Here is a 17,542-nt window from a genome sequence, read left to right on the forward strand (position 1 = left end):
GTTGACAATGCCAAATATCAAACCAATCTCAGATCTAAGAAACACTGTGGAAGTATTGCGGTGGAGTGCCCATAGTAAATTGAGTCGGGCCACGGGCTGGGAAAGGCGATGGTGGTGCTTTTATTAAAATGAGAGTTATGACGAAACGTCCACATGTCTCTGTGAGACACCGTTTGTGGCAAGGTACTGTGAAATCAAAGGAGAAATCATATGGACAATTACACGGATGAAGAATTGAGCGAAGCACTTCGGGAAGTATCTAAAACGATCAGCAACTGTGAAAAGATGCAAAAGAAATTTGCGGAAGGAACTGCTCAGTATTCACTGCTTAGAAATAGAATCAAAGCAATGATTATTTCAAAGCTACTGATTGAAAGTGAACTATCCCTAAAGGACCAAATGAAAGAAGAACTGGGGCAGGTTACAAAAGAAGAATTAACTGAAGCACTCAAGCCAGTGGTTTCAATTATCAGTAAGTGTGAGAAAGCACAGGAGAAATTTGCAGAAGGAAGCCCTCATTATCGTCGGTTTGAAAATTTAATCAAGACCATGGAAATTGCGAAAGCTCTGATTGAGAATCGGCTTACTTGGTTGGAATAAGTGATAGTTTATGATAAAAACAAGGGGATGAAAAAAAACAGTTCTTTTGTATAGATTGAATATGACGAACGAAACGTCCCCGCGTCATACCCGCGTCATACCCGCGTCATAAAGAAAAATCTAATAATACCTATACGAAAAAAAGCAGGGGCAAACCCTTTCACCCCTTCCGAAATATATCATTAAAGTGAATTACCCTTACTGGGACTGAAGTTTTGATCATTTTCGTGAGGCACAAGAATGGTTAAGCTTGGCCGTGGGTGAAAAAGAAATATGACGAACGTAGCGTCCCATATCTGCTGGCTCTCAACGACGATAAGTTAACAAAAAATGCAACGGGACATCCCGTGAGGAAAGAAATTTGAGAATGAAAAAAATCTATAGAGCTGTAGGTTTGTCAAGCAGACAATTGAAGCGGTTAACGGTAGTAGCTTTGGTGTATTGCGTTGGATTTAGGATTAAGTAAGTTGCAAAAAAGAAGTATCACCTTTTGCTATAAAAAGTTGTAATTATTTCCGAAAGATGATATACTGCATCTGTAAAATTGCAGTGCAATGATATCAAAGAAAGGTGATAATATTATGTTACAAATGTTGACGTTAAACAGATTTAGAGCTTTTTCGAATTTAGACAATATGCAGATAAAACCACTTACAATTCTATGTGGTGTAAATAGTGGCGGGAAAACTTCAATATTAAAGAGTCTTCTTTCACTTAAACAAAGTTATGAGAATTCGTCTTCTAAAAATGAAATGACTTTAAATGGGCCGTATGTGATTAATGGGTTGATGAAAGATACTCTTTATAATGGAAAGGGCGATTCTTTCTCAATAAAGAATAGTTTTAGAGTTGAGTTTCATGGAAAGAGATATGTTACTAATTCAAAACAAGATATAACAACAGCAAAAGAATTGGGTAAAATTACAAACCATACGCCTAGCCAAGTTAGAGCTTTCGATATTAATGTTGTTTGCTCCATTAAGAAAGGTGTTGTTTCCGATTTATGGGATACTAACTTCATCGATAAATATGAGGTGAAAGTAACACCAATTTCGCAAGATACTAGAGAGTTGACAGCTGGAGTTTTTAAAATTAACATGAAGTATCAAACTGGTGGACGCGGTAAGTACAATATTCAATTAGTAAATTTCCCAACGATTTCAGGGAAAAAAGAAAATCGAACTCTAAAAGGATGCACTTGCTACTTTAATGGAATGAGACTCACTAATTTATTCTATCCAGAATCAGGAGTTCAATTGAGCGATTTTTTAACTAATATTTATTCAGTTTTTAGAATTGTGTCGGATCAATACTCTGGTATCAAGTACCTTGGGCCATTAAGAGAAAACCCACAAAGGCAGTATCTGATTAGTAATAACTACCAGTCATCAAATAGTACTGGGGCTGATACACCATTTTTGTTGGCAAAAGAACAATTAAAAAAAGTAGTTGAAGAATTATATCCTCCAGTTCAGGAAGACAATTTTGACTTAAAAACAAGTCCAGTGAATAAAAACCTTCTAGAAGGAGTAAAATTATGGATGAAGTATTTTGAGTTAGGGTCTCTTGATATTGATAATAAACAGGATGCGTTACAATTAAATATTAGGGCGCATAATATTGCTGATGTTGGTTTTGGGGTAAGTCAGACTCTTCCAATTATTGTACACGGATTATCCTTAGATTTTGAACAAACGTTGCTTTTAGAACAACCTGAAATTCATTTACACCCTAGAATGCAAATGAGAATGGCTGATTTTCTGCTCTCATTAGCACAGACTAATCATGGGGTAATAGTAGAGACTCATAGTGATCATATTATTAATCGCATAGTCCGTCGCGCACTGGAAGCTGAAGATGATAAATTGCTTGAGAACATCGCAATATACTTTGTTAAAAATTCTACAGAAGGTTCATCTGCTGAAGAGATTAAGATAGACCGCGTAGGGGGAATAACTCAATGTCCAGAAGAGTTTTTCAACCAATTTGCATCTGAAACGAGTCATATTTTTAAAGCTGGAATAGGGAATATGAGAAAGGCGGAGTTATAATGCCTTATGCCGTACTTTCAACATGTTTACTTAATAATGATAGTTGTCTTTCACATCAGGAAGAGCTATTACATTATGAAAGATTGGAATCATTGATAAAAAGGTTGGATTTGCATACAGTATTTAAATTTCAATATTACAGAAAAGCTCCATATGATGGGTATAAAATGGAAATACCAAATTATAAAAATTATGCAACGCTTAATAATTTGGTTACAATAAATATTTTTGCTACTATACAAAAAATGCTGGTAAATGAATATATTGATTTAGAGGAATATACACCTGCCTTTTTACCAGAGGAATTTTGCATGCCAGCTACTGACTCATCAGTGGCATTTCGATGTTATTTAAATTACTTAATTGGAAAAGATGCGGTATTGTTTATTGGTGATAAAAACTTTCAGATTCCAAGACCAGTCCAAATATCTAGTGACAGATTAACAACAATTAAAACTTCTACTTTTGTTGAAATTGAAATAAGCAATCTTTTGCTGCCATATCTAAAAAACGATTTAGATAACGACTGCATTTTTCCGCGAAAAGAGTTTTGTGCAAATTATAATACATATGTAAAAACTAGAATTAAAGACGAAAAATTATCGGTAGATGAACAAAAAGCACTGTTTATCGATATCGGCAACATTGTAGCAACTTATAACGGATACGTAAAAGATAAAAGACTTAATAAATCTAATAAATCATCTGATAAATTAAGGTATATATATAAAAAAGAATTCGGAAGAGTTTTTTATTTATCAATTGATGTTGAAAGTGGCGGATTTGAAGTTTTTGATCATAAATTTGAACATCTTGGTCAGTACAATTTCAGTTGTGAGTTGTCAAAATCTGCTGAACCACTTCATCATACGCTCAAGTAGACTGTGCCTGACTCTTGTGTATTAACTTATGATTGCCTGAAAAATTATATTGGAAATCTGGAGATTTTGAAAAGTAAATGCTGTTTTCAAAATAATCGACGATAAAGTTGTTGTAAATAATGAGATGGAGAAATGAAATATGAGTAATTACAAAACTTTTATTGATGCCGGAAGAAATAACAAAAATGGAAATAAGGAATTTTGGTAATGTCAGCTTGAAAGATTTTGAGAATATGAATATGTACGATTTTAATGAATTCGAAAATTGATATAACTTCTGATGGATGAAGTTTTTAGATAGGCAAGCAAAAGATTTTAGATAGGGCTGGATTTGTTATTGATATGCGTTTTAAAATCATACAAAGCACTCCCGTGATTTAATCAGTTAGGTTCGAAATATAAAAAAACCCAGGTTTTTAAGCCTGGGTTTTCTTATGAATTTGTGTCTTGCGACTAAAATCAACCTCAATCGCACTAACCTGAAATCCCATGATCCGTAATAAACAGTGCTATACCCTACTTACTTGCTTCCTCAATCGCCACCGCAACAGAAACCGTCGCGCCAACCATTGGATTATTCCCCATTCCGATCAGACCCATCATTTCAACATGGGCAGGAACCGATGAAGAACCGGCAAACTGAGCGTCAGAATGCATACGGCCCATGGTGTCGGTCATCCCGTAGGAAGCTGGACCAGCGGCCATGTTGTCCGGATGCAGGGTTCGGCCAGTACCGCCGCCAGAGGCCACGGAGAAATATTTTTTGCCTTGTTCCAGGGCTTCTTTTTTATAGGTGCCGGCAACCGGATGTTGGAAACGGGTCGGGTTGGTGGAGTTTCCGGTGATGGAAACGTGAACACCTTCATAATGCATGATGGCCACGCCTTCCTGGACATCGTTACAGCCGTAGCAGTTAACGGCAGCCCGTTCGCCGTCGGAATATGGGGTTCGTGAAACGATGTTGAGTTCACCGGTGGCGTAGTTATAATCAGTTTTAACATAGGTAAAGCCGTTGACCCGGGAAATAATCAGAGCTGCGTCTTTACCCAGACCGTTTAAGATAACCCGCAGCGGTTTTTGACGTACCTTGTTGGCCGAGCGGGCGATCCCGATGGCACCTTCAGCCGCCGCAAAGGATTCATGGCCAGCCAAAAAGGCAAAACATTCGGTTTCTTCTCGTAAAAGCATCGCGCCGAGGTTACCGTGACCTAAACCAACCTTACGTTGTTCGGCAACTGAACCGGGAATACAGAAAGCCTGTAAACCTTCGCCGATCACTTCAGAGGCGTCAGCCGCATTGGTAATGCCGCGTTTAATCGCCAGAGCCGCACCTAAGGTGTACGCCCAGCAGGCGTTTTCAAAACAGATTGGCTGAATGCCTTTAACAATGCCGGCCACATCAATGCCTTTTTCATCACAAATTGCTTTTGCTTCTTCTAAAGAGGCAATGCCATTGGCAGCTAAAACTTCTTCAATTTTAGCGATTCTTCTTTCATAACTTTCAAATAATGCCATGTGATTTCCTCCTATTCTTTTCTTGGATCGATGTATTTGACTGCATCGTCGAATTGTCCGTACTTGCCAGAGGCTTTTTCCAAAGCGACGGCTGGTTCAACGCCGTTATTGATACTTTCCATCATTTTTCCAAGATGAACGAAGGAGTAACCAACGATTTCATCGTTTTTGTTTAAGGCCAATTTCTGGATATAACCTTCGGCAATATCCAGGTAGCGGGGGCCTTTGGCAAGGGTACCATAGGTGGTTCCAACCTGGCTGCGCAAACCTTTGCCCAAATCTTCAAGTCCGGCGCCAACCGGCAGGCCGCCCTCGGAGAATGCCGTTTGGGTACGGCCATATACGATTTGTAAAAACAATTCCCGCATGGCGGTGTTAATTGCATCACAAACTAAATCTGTATTAAGAGCTTCTAAGATTGTTTTACCTGGCATAATTTCAGAGGCCATCGAAGCTGAATGAGTCATTCCCGAACAACCGATGGTTTCAATCAGACATTCCTCGATGATGCCATCCTTTACATTAAGGGTTAATTTACAGGCGCCCTGTTGTGGGGCACACCAGCCAATACCATGAGTTAAACCTGAGATGTCGGTAACATCCTTTGCCTGAACCCATTTTCCCTCCTCTGGGATTGGGGCACAACCGTGGTTTGCGTTATTACCAACGGTACACATTCTTTTAATTTCGTGAGAATATTCCATTCATTAATCTCCCTTCAAAAAATTACTCCTTTAATTATAAACTTAAAATTTCAAAATAAACAGGTAATATTTTGTCATTTTTACGAATCGGGGAAAAATACCCGAATAGGACAAAAAGTTTAATTGATGAAATGGCGAAATCGATGTAGAATAGGGCAAGAACCTAAAATAGGTGAATTTTATCTTTGGTTCGGGAACTTATCTTAAAAATTTATTAAATGAAACGATAGATAATTGGTCGATTGATCTGCGGATTGATTGAGAAGGGATGTAAACGAATGGAATTGAAAAATAAACTTAGCCTGGGAGCAAAAAGAGTGGAGTACTTAATGGATGAGTATTTCGACCGGGACAAGACGCTGGGCTTTTGTAAGGCATGCCCGAATTTTTCCAAATACTGGTCCTGCCCAACTTACGCATTTGATGAAGCAATCTTTCTAAAACAGTTTAAATACATGCACATCATCGGCAGACAGTTTGAGGTCTCCCGGGAAGATTTAAGAAATATCCGTGATCCTCAGGCGGTTAAAGACTACTGCACTGACAAACTCCAGGCGATCAAGGTGATGACCTGGAAAACCCTGCTGGAAATTGAAAACGAAGTTGATGGGGTGATCGGTCTGATTCCCGGCAATTGCCCGATCTGCGAAACCCAGGGGCTGGCCTGTGCCAGAAAAACCAATGAACCATGCCGTCATCCCGGCATGATGCGCTTTTCATTGGAGTCGCTTGGCTTTAATGTGGCCGATCTGCTTAAATATGAGGTCGGCATGACAATCAAGTGGGGCGATACCTACCGCTTGCCGGAGGTGCTGACCTCGGTATCGGCAATCCTCTGCAATGAAGAAATTCCCAAAGAAATCCTCAAAAAATATTTTCCCGATAAAAAGAAGAGCTGGGAACGGGACAAACACCGGGCGCCAGTGGATGAGTTCCAGGTTTCGGAAGTCATCAAACCGGAAGAGACCATCCATGGTGGCAGAGCGGCGGTTGCCGCCAGAGCCAGGATTATCGATGATGAAATTCCAGCTTATCGGCCCCAGAAAAGCTGGGTCGGCTATAAGGCTGATAAAAACCCTGAGGAATTGGCTATGAAAAAGGGCTATACGGTCACCATTCAGGGTGAAGAAGACGTGATTCCGGAAATGACAGCACAAGAAGTGGAAGCACAAAAAATCTACGAAGAAGACACGGCCCCGGAAGTTAAGGCAGAAGAGGTGCTGGTAGAAGTGGTTACCCTAACGGCCGAACCGGAACCGGAAGCTCCCGAAGTGGTGATTGAGGAAGAAGACGACAGCAAGTATCAATGGCTGGGCTTTAAGGCTAACCTTGATGATGACGAAATCGTCAAACGTCCAATCCCAAAAATGACCGAGCTGATTCTCGATGGCGAAGAAATACCGGCGGAAAATGAAGCGACTGAGCCAGCCGGGGAAGTGTGTCCGGATCTGGCTGTACCCCAGGTCGAAGAAGCGGCAGCTGAAGCAGCAGTGACCGAACCAGCAGTCAGCTGTGTTGCAGTTGAAGAAGCGGTTTCGGAAGTGAGTGAAGAGACAGTCGCAGAAGAAGAGGACGACAGCAACTATCAGTGGTTGGGCTTTAAAGCCAGCCTTGATGACGAGGAAGAAACCATTGTCACCAAGTCAACCCTGGCAACCCTGGTGATTCCCGAATAGAATAATAGTAACGATCGAGATTGTGTTTGGGATGGGCTTTGGCCGTCCTGGACACAATCTAATTTATATCACGGCGCTTTTGCAACGATAAAAAAACAATTTGAAGGAGAGAAATGATGTATTATTCAGCAGACATTGGTGTTATTGGCGGTTCCGGTCTTTATGAACTCAGTAGTGATGTGAAAAAAATTGAAGTGGACACCCCTTATGGCAAGCCATCGGACGATATCAGCCTGGTCAAAGTAGGCGAAAAAACCGTGGCCTTTTTGCCCCGGCACGGCAAAGAACATACCCTTAACCCGTCAGAGATTAATTACCGGGCCAATATTTATGCCTTAAAAACCCTGGGGGTCAAAGCGATTATCTCGCCCTGCTGTGTGGGGAGTCTTAAGTTTGATATCAAACCCGGCGATTTTGTGATCACCGATCAGTTTATCAATATGACCTCCGGCCGCAAGGATACCTTTTTTGAAAAACCGAAGGTCAATCATCTCAGTTCGGCCCATCCATACGATAAAAACCTGCGGGTGCTGGCGATGGAAGCGGCTAAAGAATGCGGAATTACGGCGCATTTTGGCGGGACAGTGATTGTTATTAACGGGCCCCGTTTCTCAACCGTGGCTGAAAGCCGGATGTTTGCGATGCTGGGTGCCGATGTGGTTAATATGACCCAGTATCCTGAAGGCTATCTCTGTCTGGAACAGGAAATCCCGGTGGTGAACATTGCCCTGACCACCGATTACGATGCCGGGCTCGAAGGCCATCCCGACATTAAACCAGTCACCAACGAGGATGTGATCCGGGTTTTAAACGAAAATGCCGAAAAAGTAAAAGCGTTGATCTTTAAGCTCATCGATAAATTAGAGGTGTAGGCTTGAAACCTGTTTATTTTGAAGAGGGGAAGCTAAGGCTGATTGATCAGACCAAGCTTCCCACGGAGTTCATTGTTTATTCCTATACCGATTATCGGGAAATTGCCAAAGCGATTGTCGATATGATTGTCCGGGGCGCACCGGCCATCGGGGTAACCGCTGGCTACGGTGTTTATTTTGGTGCGTTGGAATATCAAAACGAGCCAAAAGATGTTTTTTATGTTAAAATGAAAGAAGTTTGCGAATTACTGGCATCTACCCGTCCCACCGCCGTGAATTTATTCTGGGCGATTAAGCGGATGGAAGATGTGATGGCGACCAATGCCGATAAAGAACCGGCCGAGCTGGTGGCGATTTTAAAACAGGAAGCCGATGCGATCTGTGCCGAGGACATTCAGATGTGCCGGGACATGGGCAAGCATGGCGCCGAACTGATCCACGAAGGTGATACCCTCTTGACCCATTGCAACGCGGGTGCTCTGGCCACCGCCGATTACGGCACCGCCCTGGGCGTGATCCGGGCCGCCCATGAAGCGGGCAAGAATATTTCTGTCTATGCCGATGAAACCCGGCCGTTTTTACAGGGTGCCCGGCTGACGGCCTATGAGCTCCACGCCGATGGCATTCCGGTAACGTTGATCACCGACAACATGGCTGGCTGGATGATGAAGCTGGGCAAAATTGACGGCGTCATTGTCGGCGCCGATCGGATTGCGCTAAATGGCGATGTCGCCAATAAAATCGGTACCTATTCGGTGTCGGTACTGGCCAAGGCCCATGGCATCCCAATGTATGTGGCCGCACCGACCTCGACCATTGATTTTGCGATGCAGTCCGGCGATGAAATTGTCATCGAACAACGGGATTGCCGGGAAATCAGCCATATTGGCGGGGTTCAGGTGGCACCCGACGGGGTCAATATGGAAAACCCGGCCTTTGATGTCACCCCCCACCAGAATGTCACGGCCATCATCACCGAAAAAGGAGTGGTCTATCCGCCTTATGATCTAAATATTCCCAAGCTGAACGAATAAAAAGCAAAAGGATGACGCATGAAAGTAAATATATTATTTCCCGTTCTCGATGAAGAACGGCGCCTCGAAAAAGGGATTTTAAAAACCCTGATATTCCTTAAAAAAAACAAACTGTTTGATTATCAGCTGACCATCATCGATAATGGCTCCACCGATGCCACCGAAGCCATCAGCCGCCGCTTGTGTGAAAAGTATAAAGAAGTCGAATATCTAAGAACCCCAGAAAAAGGGGTCGGTGTAGCCCTGCGAACCGGTGCGGCAGATAACAGCTGCGAAGTGATCGGCTATATGGACATTGACCTGTCCACCGATATCGAACATCTCAGACAGGTAAAGGATATTTTTGAAAACCAGCCCGATGTAAAAATTATTAAGGGGTCGCGGCTGATGAAAAATTCGGCCGTGACGGGCCGCAAGCTATCAAGAGAATTGACCTCCCGGGGGCTTAATAGCCTCTTGCATGTGGTGTTTAAAAATAAGTTTACCGATGCCCTCTGTGGTTTTGATTTTTACCGCAAAGACACCTTTGATCAGTTAATTGCCGCTTCCAGCCAGGACAATGGCTGGTTTTATTGCGTGGAGCTGCTGTTGCGGGCTGAGCGCCAGGGCATCGCCGTTTATGATATTCCGGTAATCTGGAAAGATGATTACGATACTAAGGTAAAGGTTGTTAAAACTGTGGTATCCTATCTTAAGCAGATCAAATTTTTAAAGTCAGAGTTTATCAAAGAAGATCGAACAAAAGGCTGACAGCAAGGAGTTAAGATGAAGGTACCAGCAAACAATTTACTACGTCATTTTGAAGAACATCAGCAAGAATATGAAAACAAAGCCCTGGAAATCTTAAGAAGCGGCAGCTACATTCTCGGGGATGAGGTGGACCGCTTTGAAAAAGATTTTGCCAGCTATATCGGCACCAGTTACTGCGTTGGCCTGGGCAACTGTTTAGATGCCCTGTGGCTGTCGTTTCGGGTCTTGGGCATTGGCGCCGGTGATGAGGTCATTGTTCAGGCCAATACCTATATTGCCAGCGTCATGGGCATTACCATTAACGATGCCACCCCGGTTTTTGTCGAGCCGGACGCCTTTCATAGCATCGATGCGGACAAAATCGAAGAAAGAATTACCGACAAGACCAAAGCCATTCTGGTGGTGCACCTTTACGGCACCTGCTGCGAAATGGATAAGATCGTGGCGATTGCCAAAAAGCATAACCTTTATCTGGTAGAAGATTGCGCCCAGAGCCATGGCGCCACCTATCAGGGTCAGATGACCGGTTCTTTTGGGGATATCGGCTGTTTCAGTTTTTATCCATCCAAAAATCTTGGCGCATTTGGTGATGGTGGGGCGATTACCACCAACAGCCCGGAACTGGATCAGGCCTTTCGGATGTATCGGTTTTACGGCAGTGAGAAGCGCTATTATAATAAGGTGGTCGGCACCAATTCCCGGCTCGATGAACTTCAGGCCGGGCTGCTAAACGTTAAGCTTCGTTATCTGGACGCGCTTAATGCCGACCGCAACCGGGTTTGCATGACCTATCTTAACAAAATGAACAACCCTGTAATTGCGCTGCCAAAGCTGCGGGTCCAGGCTACCACAGTCTGGCATCAGTTTGTCGTGACCACGCCCTATCGGGATGAGCTGAAAGATTATCTGGAAACACAGGGCATTGGCAGTATTATTCACTACCCGATCCCACCCCATCTGTCGGAAGCCTATGCGTATTTAAAGATCGGCCCGGGCAGTCTGCCGATTACCGAAAAACTGGCCGACGAGGTTTTATCGCTGCCGCTTTTTTATGGGATGACCGACGCTGAGATTGATACGGTAGTGGCTGCCATCAATGCTTTTGTGCCCAAGGCATTGGAGCAATAAGATGACCGCAAACAAAAGCAAATGGGACAAGATCATTATCGGCGCCGGGCTTTACGGTCTTTATGCCGCCAAGCTCTGTGGCGAGCGGGGCGAGCGGGTGCTGGTGCTGGAATGGGAAAAATCCCCCTTTCAGCGGGCCACCTACATCAACCAGGCCCGGGTTCACATGGGCTATCATTATCCCCGGTCTTATGCCACGGCCATCAAATCAGCCCATTATTTCAACCGTTTTATCAAGGATTATGATTTCTGCATTCACAGTGCCTTTGATCAGGTTTACGCCACCAGCGACAGCTTCAGCTGGACCAACCGGGAACAGTTTGTCCAATTCTGTCAGGCCGCCGAGATTCCCTGTGAAGAATTAATGCCCGACAAGTATTTTAAAAAGGGCCTTTGTGACGGCGCCTACCTGACCAAGGAATATACCTATGACGCCGGGATTCTGGGGCAGTTTTTTGTCGATGCGCTGACCGGAATGAAAAATGTTGAAATCAACTATGGCGTTCGACTGCAGCAGATTGATAAGGGGCCAGACAGCTACGTCCTGACGCTGGAAAGCGGTGCCGCTTTAGAAACGGGCTTCCTGCTTAACGCCACCTATGGTTCCACCAATCAGATTCTTAGTCTGGCCGGTTATGAGCCCTTTAAAATTAAGTATGAGCTCTGTGAAATCATTCTCTGTAAACCCCAGGACAAACTCCAGGAGGTCGGCATTACGGTGATGGACGGGCCTTTTTTTTCGGTAATGCCCTTTGGCAAAAGCGGCTATCATTCCCTGACTTCAGTCACCTTTACCCCCCATGTTTCGTCCTTTGACAGCCTGCCGCAGTTTAACTGTCAAACAAAGAGCTGGGGATATTGCAGTCCCGAACAGCTGGGCAATTGCAACGATTGCGTCGCAAAGCCCCAATCCGCCTGGCCCTACATGTCCAATATGGCTGAGAAATATCTAAAGGCCGAGTACGGTTTTAGCTACGAGGGCTCACTCTATTCAATGAAGCCGATCTTAAAGGCTTCCGAGGTGGACGACTCCCGGCCGACGGTGATCCGCAAGGTCAGCGAAAAGCCAACCTTTGTCTCGGTATTATCGGGAAAAATAAACACGGTTTACGATTTGGATGAGGTACTAAAAAATGACTAGACAGCAAGAACAGAAGGTGACCGTTCGGGACAAAGAAAAGAACTTTGTTTCGGCGGTGATCTATATTTATAATGATGAAGAGCGAATCCGGGATTTTCTGGAAAAAATCAATGCGGTTTTAAGTGCCAATTTTGAAAACTACCAGATCATCTGCGTCAATGACGCTTCGGATGACAACAGCCTGGCAGTGATCCGGGAGATTGGCAAAAGCATCAAAGGTACCGTCATCAACGTCGTCAACATGAGCTTTTATCAGGGCGTTGAGCTGGCCATGAATGCCGGGATTGATCTGTCGATTGGGGATTTCGTCTTTGAATTTGATAACATGGTGATGGATTATGATGCCGAGCTGATGATGGATGTCTATTACCACAGCCTGACCGGTTTTGATATCGTCAATGCCGCCCCGAAAAAATGGGTACCGCAAGACCTCGCGACTTTTTTATGCGGTCTTTAACCGGTATTCCCGCAGCCCCCATCCCCTGCGAACCGAAAACTTTCGGGTGTTGTCGCGCCGGGCGATTAACCGGGTCCATTCGATGAGCAAGACGATTCCCTACCGTAAGGCGGTTTACGCCAACTGCGGCCTGAAGATCGACACCATCGAGTACGACAATGACCGCTCCTGCACCAAGGGCTACGATAAGGAAACCCGCTATCAACGCAAAGAAATGGCCGCCGATTCGCTGATTCTGTTTACCAATGTGGCCTATAAGATGACCCTGCTGGCAGCGGTCTTTATGATGGTAGCCACCTTTGGCATTGGCATCTATACCCTGGTCAGCTATGTTACCGAAGACGTGGTGTCCGGCTATACCTCGATGATGCTGGTGATTGTCTTTGGCTTTTTCGGCGTCTTTGTGATTCTGGCGGTGATCATCAAATACTTGTCGATGCTGATGGAGCTGGTTTTCAGCAAACAGAAATACACCATCGAGTCGGTGGAGACGATCAGCGAGTAAGATCAAAAAGCTATTTGTTGTCTCAAGATAACCCAGTACCGACAATTGTTACATCATGTTGTACGCATCGGAGCGGACATGGCATCGCCTGTCCGATTCCGCGGCGAACAACAGATTAACAATTGGTCGGTACGGTAGTTGAGCGATAACCCTAAAGGTTGAGAAGAACGTTGGTTATTGAATTTCGACTTCGGCCTGGGGATCAAAGGGATTGGTTCGGATCGAAAAAGAGTACAAAAACGGATAGGACTTGCGCTGGTGGTTCATATACAGCAGCCATTCCACCAGCAGCAGTTGGTAGGCCCGTTCAATATCGGTCATCAGGTGGCGGTAATCATTGTCATTGAGCGTTAGCAGGTTTTTGCGGCTGGACAGTTCCTGCTCAGCATGAGAAAGTGACATGATCAGGTCGGTAAAGGTTTCATGCTCAACCAGAAACGGGTTTTCCAGCAGTTTTAAAAAAAGCTCCCGGTGCGACGTTAAAAATTCGCTGAGATTCGTAAGGCAGGGCCCGGAAAAACTCAGATGATAGCGAATCCCCTTCAGATTCTTCAGGGCGTTTTTATAATCCCGGTTATCCCACTGCGGTTTGATCAGCAGAAATTCGCGAAAATCTGGGAGGTGTTGATCTTCCCGGGAAAAGAACTGCATCAGTTCGACACCAGCCTCAGAGAAGAAAACACTGAGCACCATGTTGACTTTTTTGAGCCGTTCTTTTTTGTCTTTATCTTCAATGACCTTATGAAAAATTACCGAAACCAGCAAGACTTCAATCGGTAAAAAGGCAATGTCGCCCAGCAGATACAAAAAGATATGATGGGAATCCTTGAAAATCAAAAAATGCGAATAGTAAAGAATGGCGGATAAGGCGATAAAGCCAATGCCGATCAGAATGCCTTTGTAATATTTTTTCATGAATACGCTCCAATTTTAGTATTAGAGATATTATAGCGCAGTTTTTAAAAGATGACCAGAGTGGCAATTTGAAGGGCATGGGTAAATATCAGCAAAAAAACTAAATTTATTTGAGAATGCGAGGCCATTATGAAGTATAGTATGTTTTCCTGGTTTGGCTATTTTATGAAATTTGAAGACCGCATCAAAATCATTGCCGATGCCGGTTTTGATGAGGTGATGATTTCCTGGGAGGATGAGTTTGAGCCCTGGGCCTTAAAAAAAGAAGAATTCCCGGAGTTGGTTCGAAAAAACGGTTTGGGGATCACCAATATCCATGCCCCCTTTATCGGCTACAGCGACATCTGGACCGCCTCCCGGATGGAGATAAAACCCAAGCTGCAGATGTTCAAAGATTATCTCAAAGATTGCCAGGCTTTTGAAATCCCGGCGATGGTGATGCACACCAATGATCTCGATGAATTTGAGCCGGATCTCGATAAAGGCCTGGCCTTCTTCTCCGAGCTGGCTGATGCCGCCGAAAAATACGATGTCGATCTGGCGGTGGAAAATGTTTCCCGCCAGCATCTGCTTTGTTATCTGCTCGATCAGATTAATGCCCCCCGCTTTGGGATGTGCTATGACAGCTCCCACGATTTTCTGGAAGAACAGAACTGCGGCCGGATTCTAAAAAAGCATAAAGACCGGCTTAAGGCCCTGCACCTGTCCGACAATGATTTTAAGGCTGACCGTCACTGGATTCCCGGCGAAGGCAGCATTCCCTTAGATCAGGTAATGGCCGAAATTCTGACCGTGCCAACGATTACGACCATTTCCTACGAGGTGCTGGCCAATGAAGACTGGCGGGAAAAGGAACCGCTTGATTTTGCCCGGGCGGTGCTTGAGAGTCTGGCCATAAATGATGAAAAACCACCGCAAAAATAATCAATTGAAAAGTTGCCGATTCTATGATACACTGCCACTAATATAAATAAAGAAGTGATGAGGAAAGAGGTGGAAGACCTCTACAGCCCCCGCTACTGTAATTGCCAACGAGATTTTTGTGCCACTGTCTTTAAGGATGGGAAGTGAGAATCAAGAATACGCATAAGTCAGGACACTCATAATCATTGATATTCTTCGGTGGGAAGAACAGGATTAAACCGTTTGTTTAGTATCCAGCCTCCACAGGAAGCTGGATTTATTTTTGCAAAAAAAATGCAAAAAAATAAAGAAAAAGAAGGACGAAAATGAAAAAGAAAAGCATGCGAAATTGGTTGGTGATTCTTGCTGTGATTGCTTTAATGGTATCCTTTACCGGCTGTCAGCCAGGCAAAACGACAGCGGATGAATCAGGCGTCGAAACAAAAAGCGGCTCGACTACTTACCCGGTCACGGTAACCGATAATGCCGGTAATTCAGTGACCATTGAAAAAGAACCCCAGAAGATCGTCTCATTGTCTCCGGCAACAACCGAAATCCTGTTTGCCCTGGATCAGGGGGACAAGGTCGTCGGACGGACCAAATACTGTGATTACCCCGAAGCCGCTTTAGCCGTGACCGATATTGGTAGTTTTAACGCACCAACCCTGGAAAAAATTATTGAGTTGGCACCGGATATTGTGGTGGCCTCGGATTTTGTCTCCGATGATATCAAACAACAGTTGGAAGCCACTGGCGCCAAGGTAATTACCTTTAATGCTGCCAATATTGACGGCGTCCTGGCCAATATTGTTCAGGCTGGCGAGGTCACCAATGCCAACGACAAAGCGACTGAAATAGTTAAAAAAATGCAAGCTGACCGAGAAGCGTTAATCGAAAAGGCGAAGACTGCCAAAACCCAAAAGTCAGTTTTCTTTGATATCGGAAAATTCTATACCGCTGGTCCCGGGTCCACTTTGGATTCGATGCTGACCGATTTGAACGCCGTCAATATTGCCGCTGATGGAGCAGAACAATGGCCGCAGCTCAGCACCGAAGAAATCATTGCTGATAATCCGGATGTTTATATTTCGCTTTATACCAAACCGGAGGATGTTAAAGCCACCGCTGGTTTTGATAAGATCAATGCGATCATTAATGATCAACTGATCTACTTTGAATACCTGACCCCGGAAAGTGATATGATTCAGCGGCCCGGTCCCCGAATTATTGAGGGGATGGCCTTAATTGCCGAAAGCATTTATCCGGAAATATTTACCAAATAAGTTTGTCTGATGGGGCGAAGGCTGTTCGCCCCCTGGTTTTCTTAAGTAGAGAGACTCAGGGGGTGAACAGACAAAACGATTAGTGGGAGAATACATGAAGAATACCGTCAAGAAATATGGCATCATCCTGTCCATTGCCATGTGCATCATCATCATTTACGTCTGTACCTTATTGGGGGTGGCATCGATTTCTTTTTGGGATGCCAATAAAATTCTATTGGATCAGATTTTTCATATCGATCTTGGGATGGAAAATATCAGTGACGGGGCCATTGCGATTATCTGGAATGTCCGTCTGCCCCGGATTATTTTGGCCTTTATTACCGGTGGAGTGCTGGCTATCTGTGGCGCCGCCTACCAGGGCATTTTTAAAAACCCTATGGCCGACCCCTATATTTTAGGAGTGTCCTCCGGGGCGGCGCTGGGGGCGACGATTGGTATTGTCATGAATTTTTCCAGCAGTTTGTTCGGAATGAATGGTACGGCGATTTTAGCCTTTGTTGGTTCCTTTACCACGATTCTGGTGGTTTATAATATTTCCCGGGTTGGGCGCAAGGTACCGGTGGCGACACTGCTGCTCAGCGGGATTGCCATTGGTCAAACCATCAGTGCGATTATGTATCTACTGATGATTTTTAATCAGGAAGAGATGACCCAGATTATGTTCTGGATCATGGGTAGTTTAAACGGCAAGGGCTGGGATCAGGTTTTAACAGTCCTGCCCTATGTGCTGATTGGCGGGATGATCATGCTGACTTCAGTGCGGGAGCTCGATATCATGCTCCTGGGCGAGGAAACCGCCACCCAGCTGGGCGTCGATACCGAACGGTTAAAAAAGAAAATTCTGATTACCTCGTCCCTGCTGACGGCGGCGGTGGTTTCGGTAACTGGGATCATCGGCTTTGTGGGACTGGTGGTGCCACATATTGTGCGGTTGGTAACCGGGCCCAAACACCGGGTACTCATTCCATTCTCATTGCTCTTTGGCGGGGCGTTTCTGATTCTTTGCGATACCCTGGCCCGAACGGTGGCCGGGCAGGAAATTCCCGTTGGGATTATCACCGCCGCCTTTGGCGGGCCTTTCTTTGTCTATCTGCTTAGAAAACGCAAGCAGGGAGGTGCCTGAG

General features: G+C 44.6%; 17 protein-coding genes and 1 riboswitch. Of the genes, 14 read left to right on the forward strand and 3 right to left on the reverse strand.

What is annotated here, in order from left to right; translation table 11 throughout:
* Nucleotides 1–210: 210 nt before the first annotated feature.
* The 3 genes from CHL1_RS02075 to CHL1_RS02085 all read left to right on the forward strand — a co-directional run bounded on the left by CHL1_RS02075 (nt 211) and on the right by CHL1_RS02085 (nt 3,532).
* Nucleotides 211–600 (forward strand): hypothetical protein, encoded by a 390-nt coding sequence (locus CHL1_RS02075; protein ID WP_250934498.1) that lies wholly within the window; start codon nt 211–213, stop codon nt 598–600.
* Nucleotides 601–1,181: 581 nt separating this feature from the next.
* Nucleotides 1,182–2,651, forward strand: coding sequence for an AAA family ATPase (locus CHL1_RS02080; RefSeq protein ID WP_250934499.1), 1,470 nt, complete (start codon nt 1,182–1,184; stop codon nt 2,649–2,651).
* Entirely contained in the window at nt 2,651–3,532 is an 882-nt protein-coding gene (locus CHL1_RS02085; RefSeq protein WP_250934500.1) for a hypothetical protein, read from the forward strand. The genes CHL1_RS02080 and CHL1_RS02085 overlap by 1 nt, the downstream gene beginning before the upstream one ends.
* A 516-nt stretch (nt 3,533–4,048) precedes the next feature.
* Here the strand turns inward: CHL1_RS02085 and CHL1_RS02090 are convergent.
* A complete protein-coding gene (locus CHL1_RS02090) occupies nt 4,049–5,047 on the reverse strand; it encodes a GGGtGRT protein (protein WP_228878906.1) in 999 nt (332 codons plus the stop codon).
* An 11-nt stretch (nt 5,048–5,058) separates the two neighbouring features.
* Nucleotides 5,059–5,751 carry an iron-sulfur cluster assembly scaffold protein gene (locus CHL1_RS02095; RefSeq protein ID WP_250934501.1) on the reverse strand — a complete coding sequence of 231 codons (693 nt, stop codon included), beginning with the start codon at nt 5,749–5,751 and terminating at the stop codon, nt 5,059–5,061.
* Nucleotides 5,752–6,029: 278 nt separating this feature from the next.
* On the opposite strand from CHL1_RS02095, the gene CHL1_RS02100 reads away from it, so the two are divergent.
* The 8 genes from CHL1_RS02100 (at nt 6,030) to CHL1_RS02135 (ending at nt 13,314) form a co-directional block, all read left to right on the forward strand.
* Nucleotides 6,030–7,427, forward strand: a complete 1,398-nt coding sequence (locus CHL1_RS02100; RefSeq protein ID WP_250934502.1) for a DUF2284 domain-containing protein — start codon at nt 6,030–6,032, stop codon at nt 7,425–7,427.
* Between the two features lie 116 nt (nt 7,428–7,543).
* Nucleotides 7,544–8,299 (forward strand): MTAP family purine nucleoside phosphorylase, encoded by a 756-nt coding sequence (locus CHL1_RS02105; protein ID WP_070369582.1) that lies wholly within the window; start codon nt 7,544–7,546, stop codon nt 8,297–8,299.
* Between the two features lie 2 nt (nt 8,300–8,301).
* Entirely contained in the window at nt 8,302–9,333 is a 1,032-nt protein-coding gene (gene mtnA / locus CHL1_RS02110) for an S-methyl-5-thioribose-1-phosphate isomerase (RefSeq protein WP_250934503.1), read from the forward strand.
* Between the two features lie 18 nt (nt 9,334–9,351).
* A complete protein-coding gene (locus CHL1_RS02115) occupies nt 9,352–10,083 on the forward strand; it encodes a glycosyltransferase (protein ID WP_250934504.1) in 732 nt (243 codons plus the stop codon).
* Between the two features lie 15 nt (nt 10,084–10,098).
* Complete coding sequence (locus CHL1_RS02120) at nt 10,099–11,211, forward strand: DegT/DnrJ/EryC1/StrS family aminotransferase (protein ID WP_070369579.1); 1,113 nt, start codon at nt 10,099–10,101, stop codon at nt 11,209–11,211.
* A gap of 1 nt (nt 11,212) precedes the next feature.
* A complete protein-coding gene (locus CHL1_RS02125) occupies nt 11,213–12,352 on the forward strand; it encodes an NAD(P)/FAD-dependent oxidoreductase (protein WP_228878898.1) in 1,140 nt (379 codons plus the stop codon).
* Complete coding sequence (locus CHL1_RS02130; protein WP_250934505.1) at nt 12,345–12,809, forward strand: glycosyltransferase; 465 nt, start codon at nt 12,345–12,347, stop codon at nt 12,807–12,809. Before CHL1_RS02125 ends, CHL1_RS02130 begins: the two co-directional genes overlap by 8 nt.
* Nucleotides 12,751–13,314, forward strand: coding sequence for a glycosyltransferase family protein (locus tag CHL1_RS02135; protein WP_250934506.1), 564 nt, complete (start codon nt 12,751–12,753; stop codon nt 13,312–13,314). Before CHL1_RS02130 ends, CHL1_RS02135 begins: the two co-directional genes overlap by 59 nt.
* A 174-nt stretch (nt 13,315–13,488) precedes the next feature.
* Here the strand turns inward: CHL1_RS02135 and CHL1_RS02140 are convergent, their stop codons facing one another.
* The gene (locus tag CHL1_RS02140; RefSeq protein ID WP_250934507.1) at nt 13,489–14,229 is read right to left on the reverse strand and encodes a hypothetical protein; all 741 of its coding nucleotides are present in this window, start codon (nt 14,227–14,229) and stop codon (nt 13,489–13,491) included.
* Between the two features lie 129 nt (nt 14,230–14,358).
* On the opposite strand from CHL1_RS02140, the gene CHL1_RS02145 reads away from it, so the two are divergent.
* From CHL1_RS02145 to CHL1_RS02155, 3 genes are all read left to right on the forward strand, one after another.
* Complete coding sequence (locus CHL1_RS02145; RefSeq protein WP_250934508.1) at nt 14,359–15,153, forward strand: sugar phosphate isomerase/epimerase family protein; 795 nt, start codon at nt 14,359–14,361, stop codon at nt 15,151–15,153.
* Nucleotides 15,154–15,158: 5 nt separating this feature from the next.
* A riboswitch (cobalamin riboswitch) is annotated at nt 15,159–15,351 on the forward strand.
* Nucleotides 15,352–15,458: 107 nt separating this feature from the next.
* The gene (locus tag CHL1_RS02150) at nt 15,459–16,415 is read left to right on the forward strand and encodes an ABC transporter substrate-binding protein (protein WP_228879300.1); all 957 of its coding nucleotides are present in this window, start codon (nt 15,459–15,461) and stop codon (nt 16,413–16,415) included.
* 94 nt (nt 16,416–16,509) lie between these two features.
* Entirely contained in the window at nt 16,510–17,541 is a 1,032-nt protein-coding gene (locus CHL1_RS02155; protein WP_228879290.1) for a FecCD family ABC transporter permease, read from the forward strand.
* Nucleotide 17,542: the final 1 nt, after the last annotated feature.

Origin of the sequence: Acetobacterium wieringae, assembly GCF_023700225.1 — a bacterium.
GTDB lineage: Bacteria > Bacillota > Clostridia > Eubacteriales > Eubacteriaceae > Acetobacterium > Acetobacterium wieringae.

Coding starts and splice junctions, on each gene's coding strand:
- CHL1_RS02140 (WP_250934507.1), bottom strand. CDS start 14,229: ATGAAAAAATATTACAAAGGCATTCTGATCGGCATTGGCTTTATCGCC.
- CHL1_RS02130 (WP_250934505.1), top strand. CDS start 12,345: ATGACTAGACAGCAAGAACAGAAGGTGACCGTTCGGGACAAAGAAAAG.
- CHL1_RS02115 (WP_250934504.1), top strand. CDS start 9,352: ATGAAAGTAAATATATTATTTCCCGTTCTCGATGAAGAACGGCGCCTC.
- CHL1_RS02145 (WP_250934508.1), top strand. CDS start 14,359: ATGAAGTATAGTATGTTTTCCTGGTTTGGCTATTTTATGAAATTTGAA.
- CHL1_RS02120 (WP_070369579.1), top strand. CDS start 10,099: ATGAAGGTACCAGCAAACAATTTACTACGTCATTTTGAAGAACATCAG.
- CHL1_RS02100 (WP_250934502.1), top strand. CDS start 6,030: ATGGAATTGAAAAATAAACTTAGCCTGGGAGCAAAAAGAGTGGAGTAC.
- CHL1_RS02155 (WP_228879290.1), top strand. CDS start 16,510: ATGAAGAATACCGTCAAGAAATATGGCATCATCCTGTCCATTGCCATG.
- CHL1_RS02090 (WP_228878906.1), bottom strand. CDS start 5,047: ATGGCATTATTTGAAAGTTATGAAAGAAGAATCGCTAAAATTGAAGAA.
- CHL1_RS02085 (WP_250934500.1), top strand. CDS start 2,651: ATGCCTTATGCCGTACTTTCAACATGTTTACTTAATAATGATAGTTGT.
- CHL1_RS02080 (WP_250934499.1), top strand. CDS start 1,182: ATGTTACAAATGTTGACGTTAAACAGATTTAGAGCTTTTTCGAATTTA.
- CHL1_RS02135 (WP_250934506.1), top strand. CDS start 12,751: ATGCCGCCCCGAAAAAATGGGTACCGCAAGACCTCGCGACTTTTTTAT.
- CHL1_RS02075 (WP_250934498.1), top strand. CDS start 211: ATGGACAATTACACGGATGAAGAATTGAGCGAAGCACTTCGGGAAGTA.
- CHL1_RS02105 (WP_070369582.1), top strand. CDS start 7,544: ATGTATTATTCAGCAGACATTGGTGTTATTGGCGGTTCCGGTCTTTAT.
- CHL1_RS02095 (WP_250934501.1), bottom strand. CDS start 5,751: ATGGAATATTCTCACGAAATTAAAAGAATGTGTACCGTTGGTAATAAC.
- CHL1_RS02150 (WP_228879300.1), top strand. CDS start 15,459: ATGAAAAAGAAAAGCATGCGAAATTGGTTGGTGATTCTTGCTGTGATT.
- CHL1_RS02125 (WP_228878898.1), top strand. CDS start 11,213: ATGACCGCAAACAAAAGCAAATGGGACAAGATCATTATCGGCGCCGGG.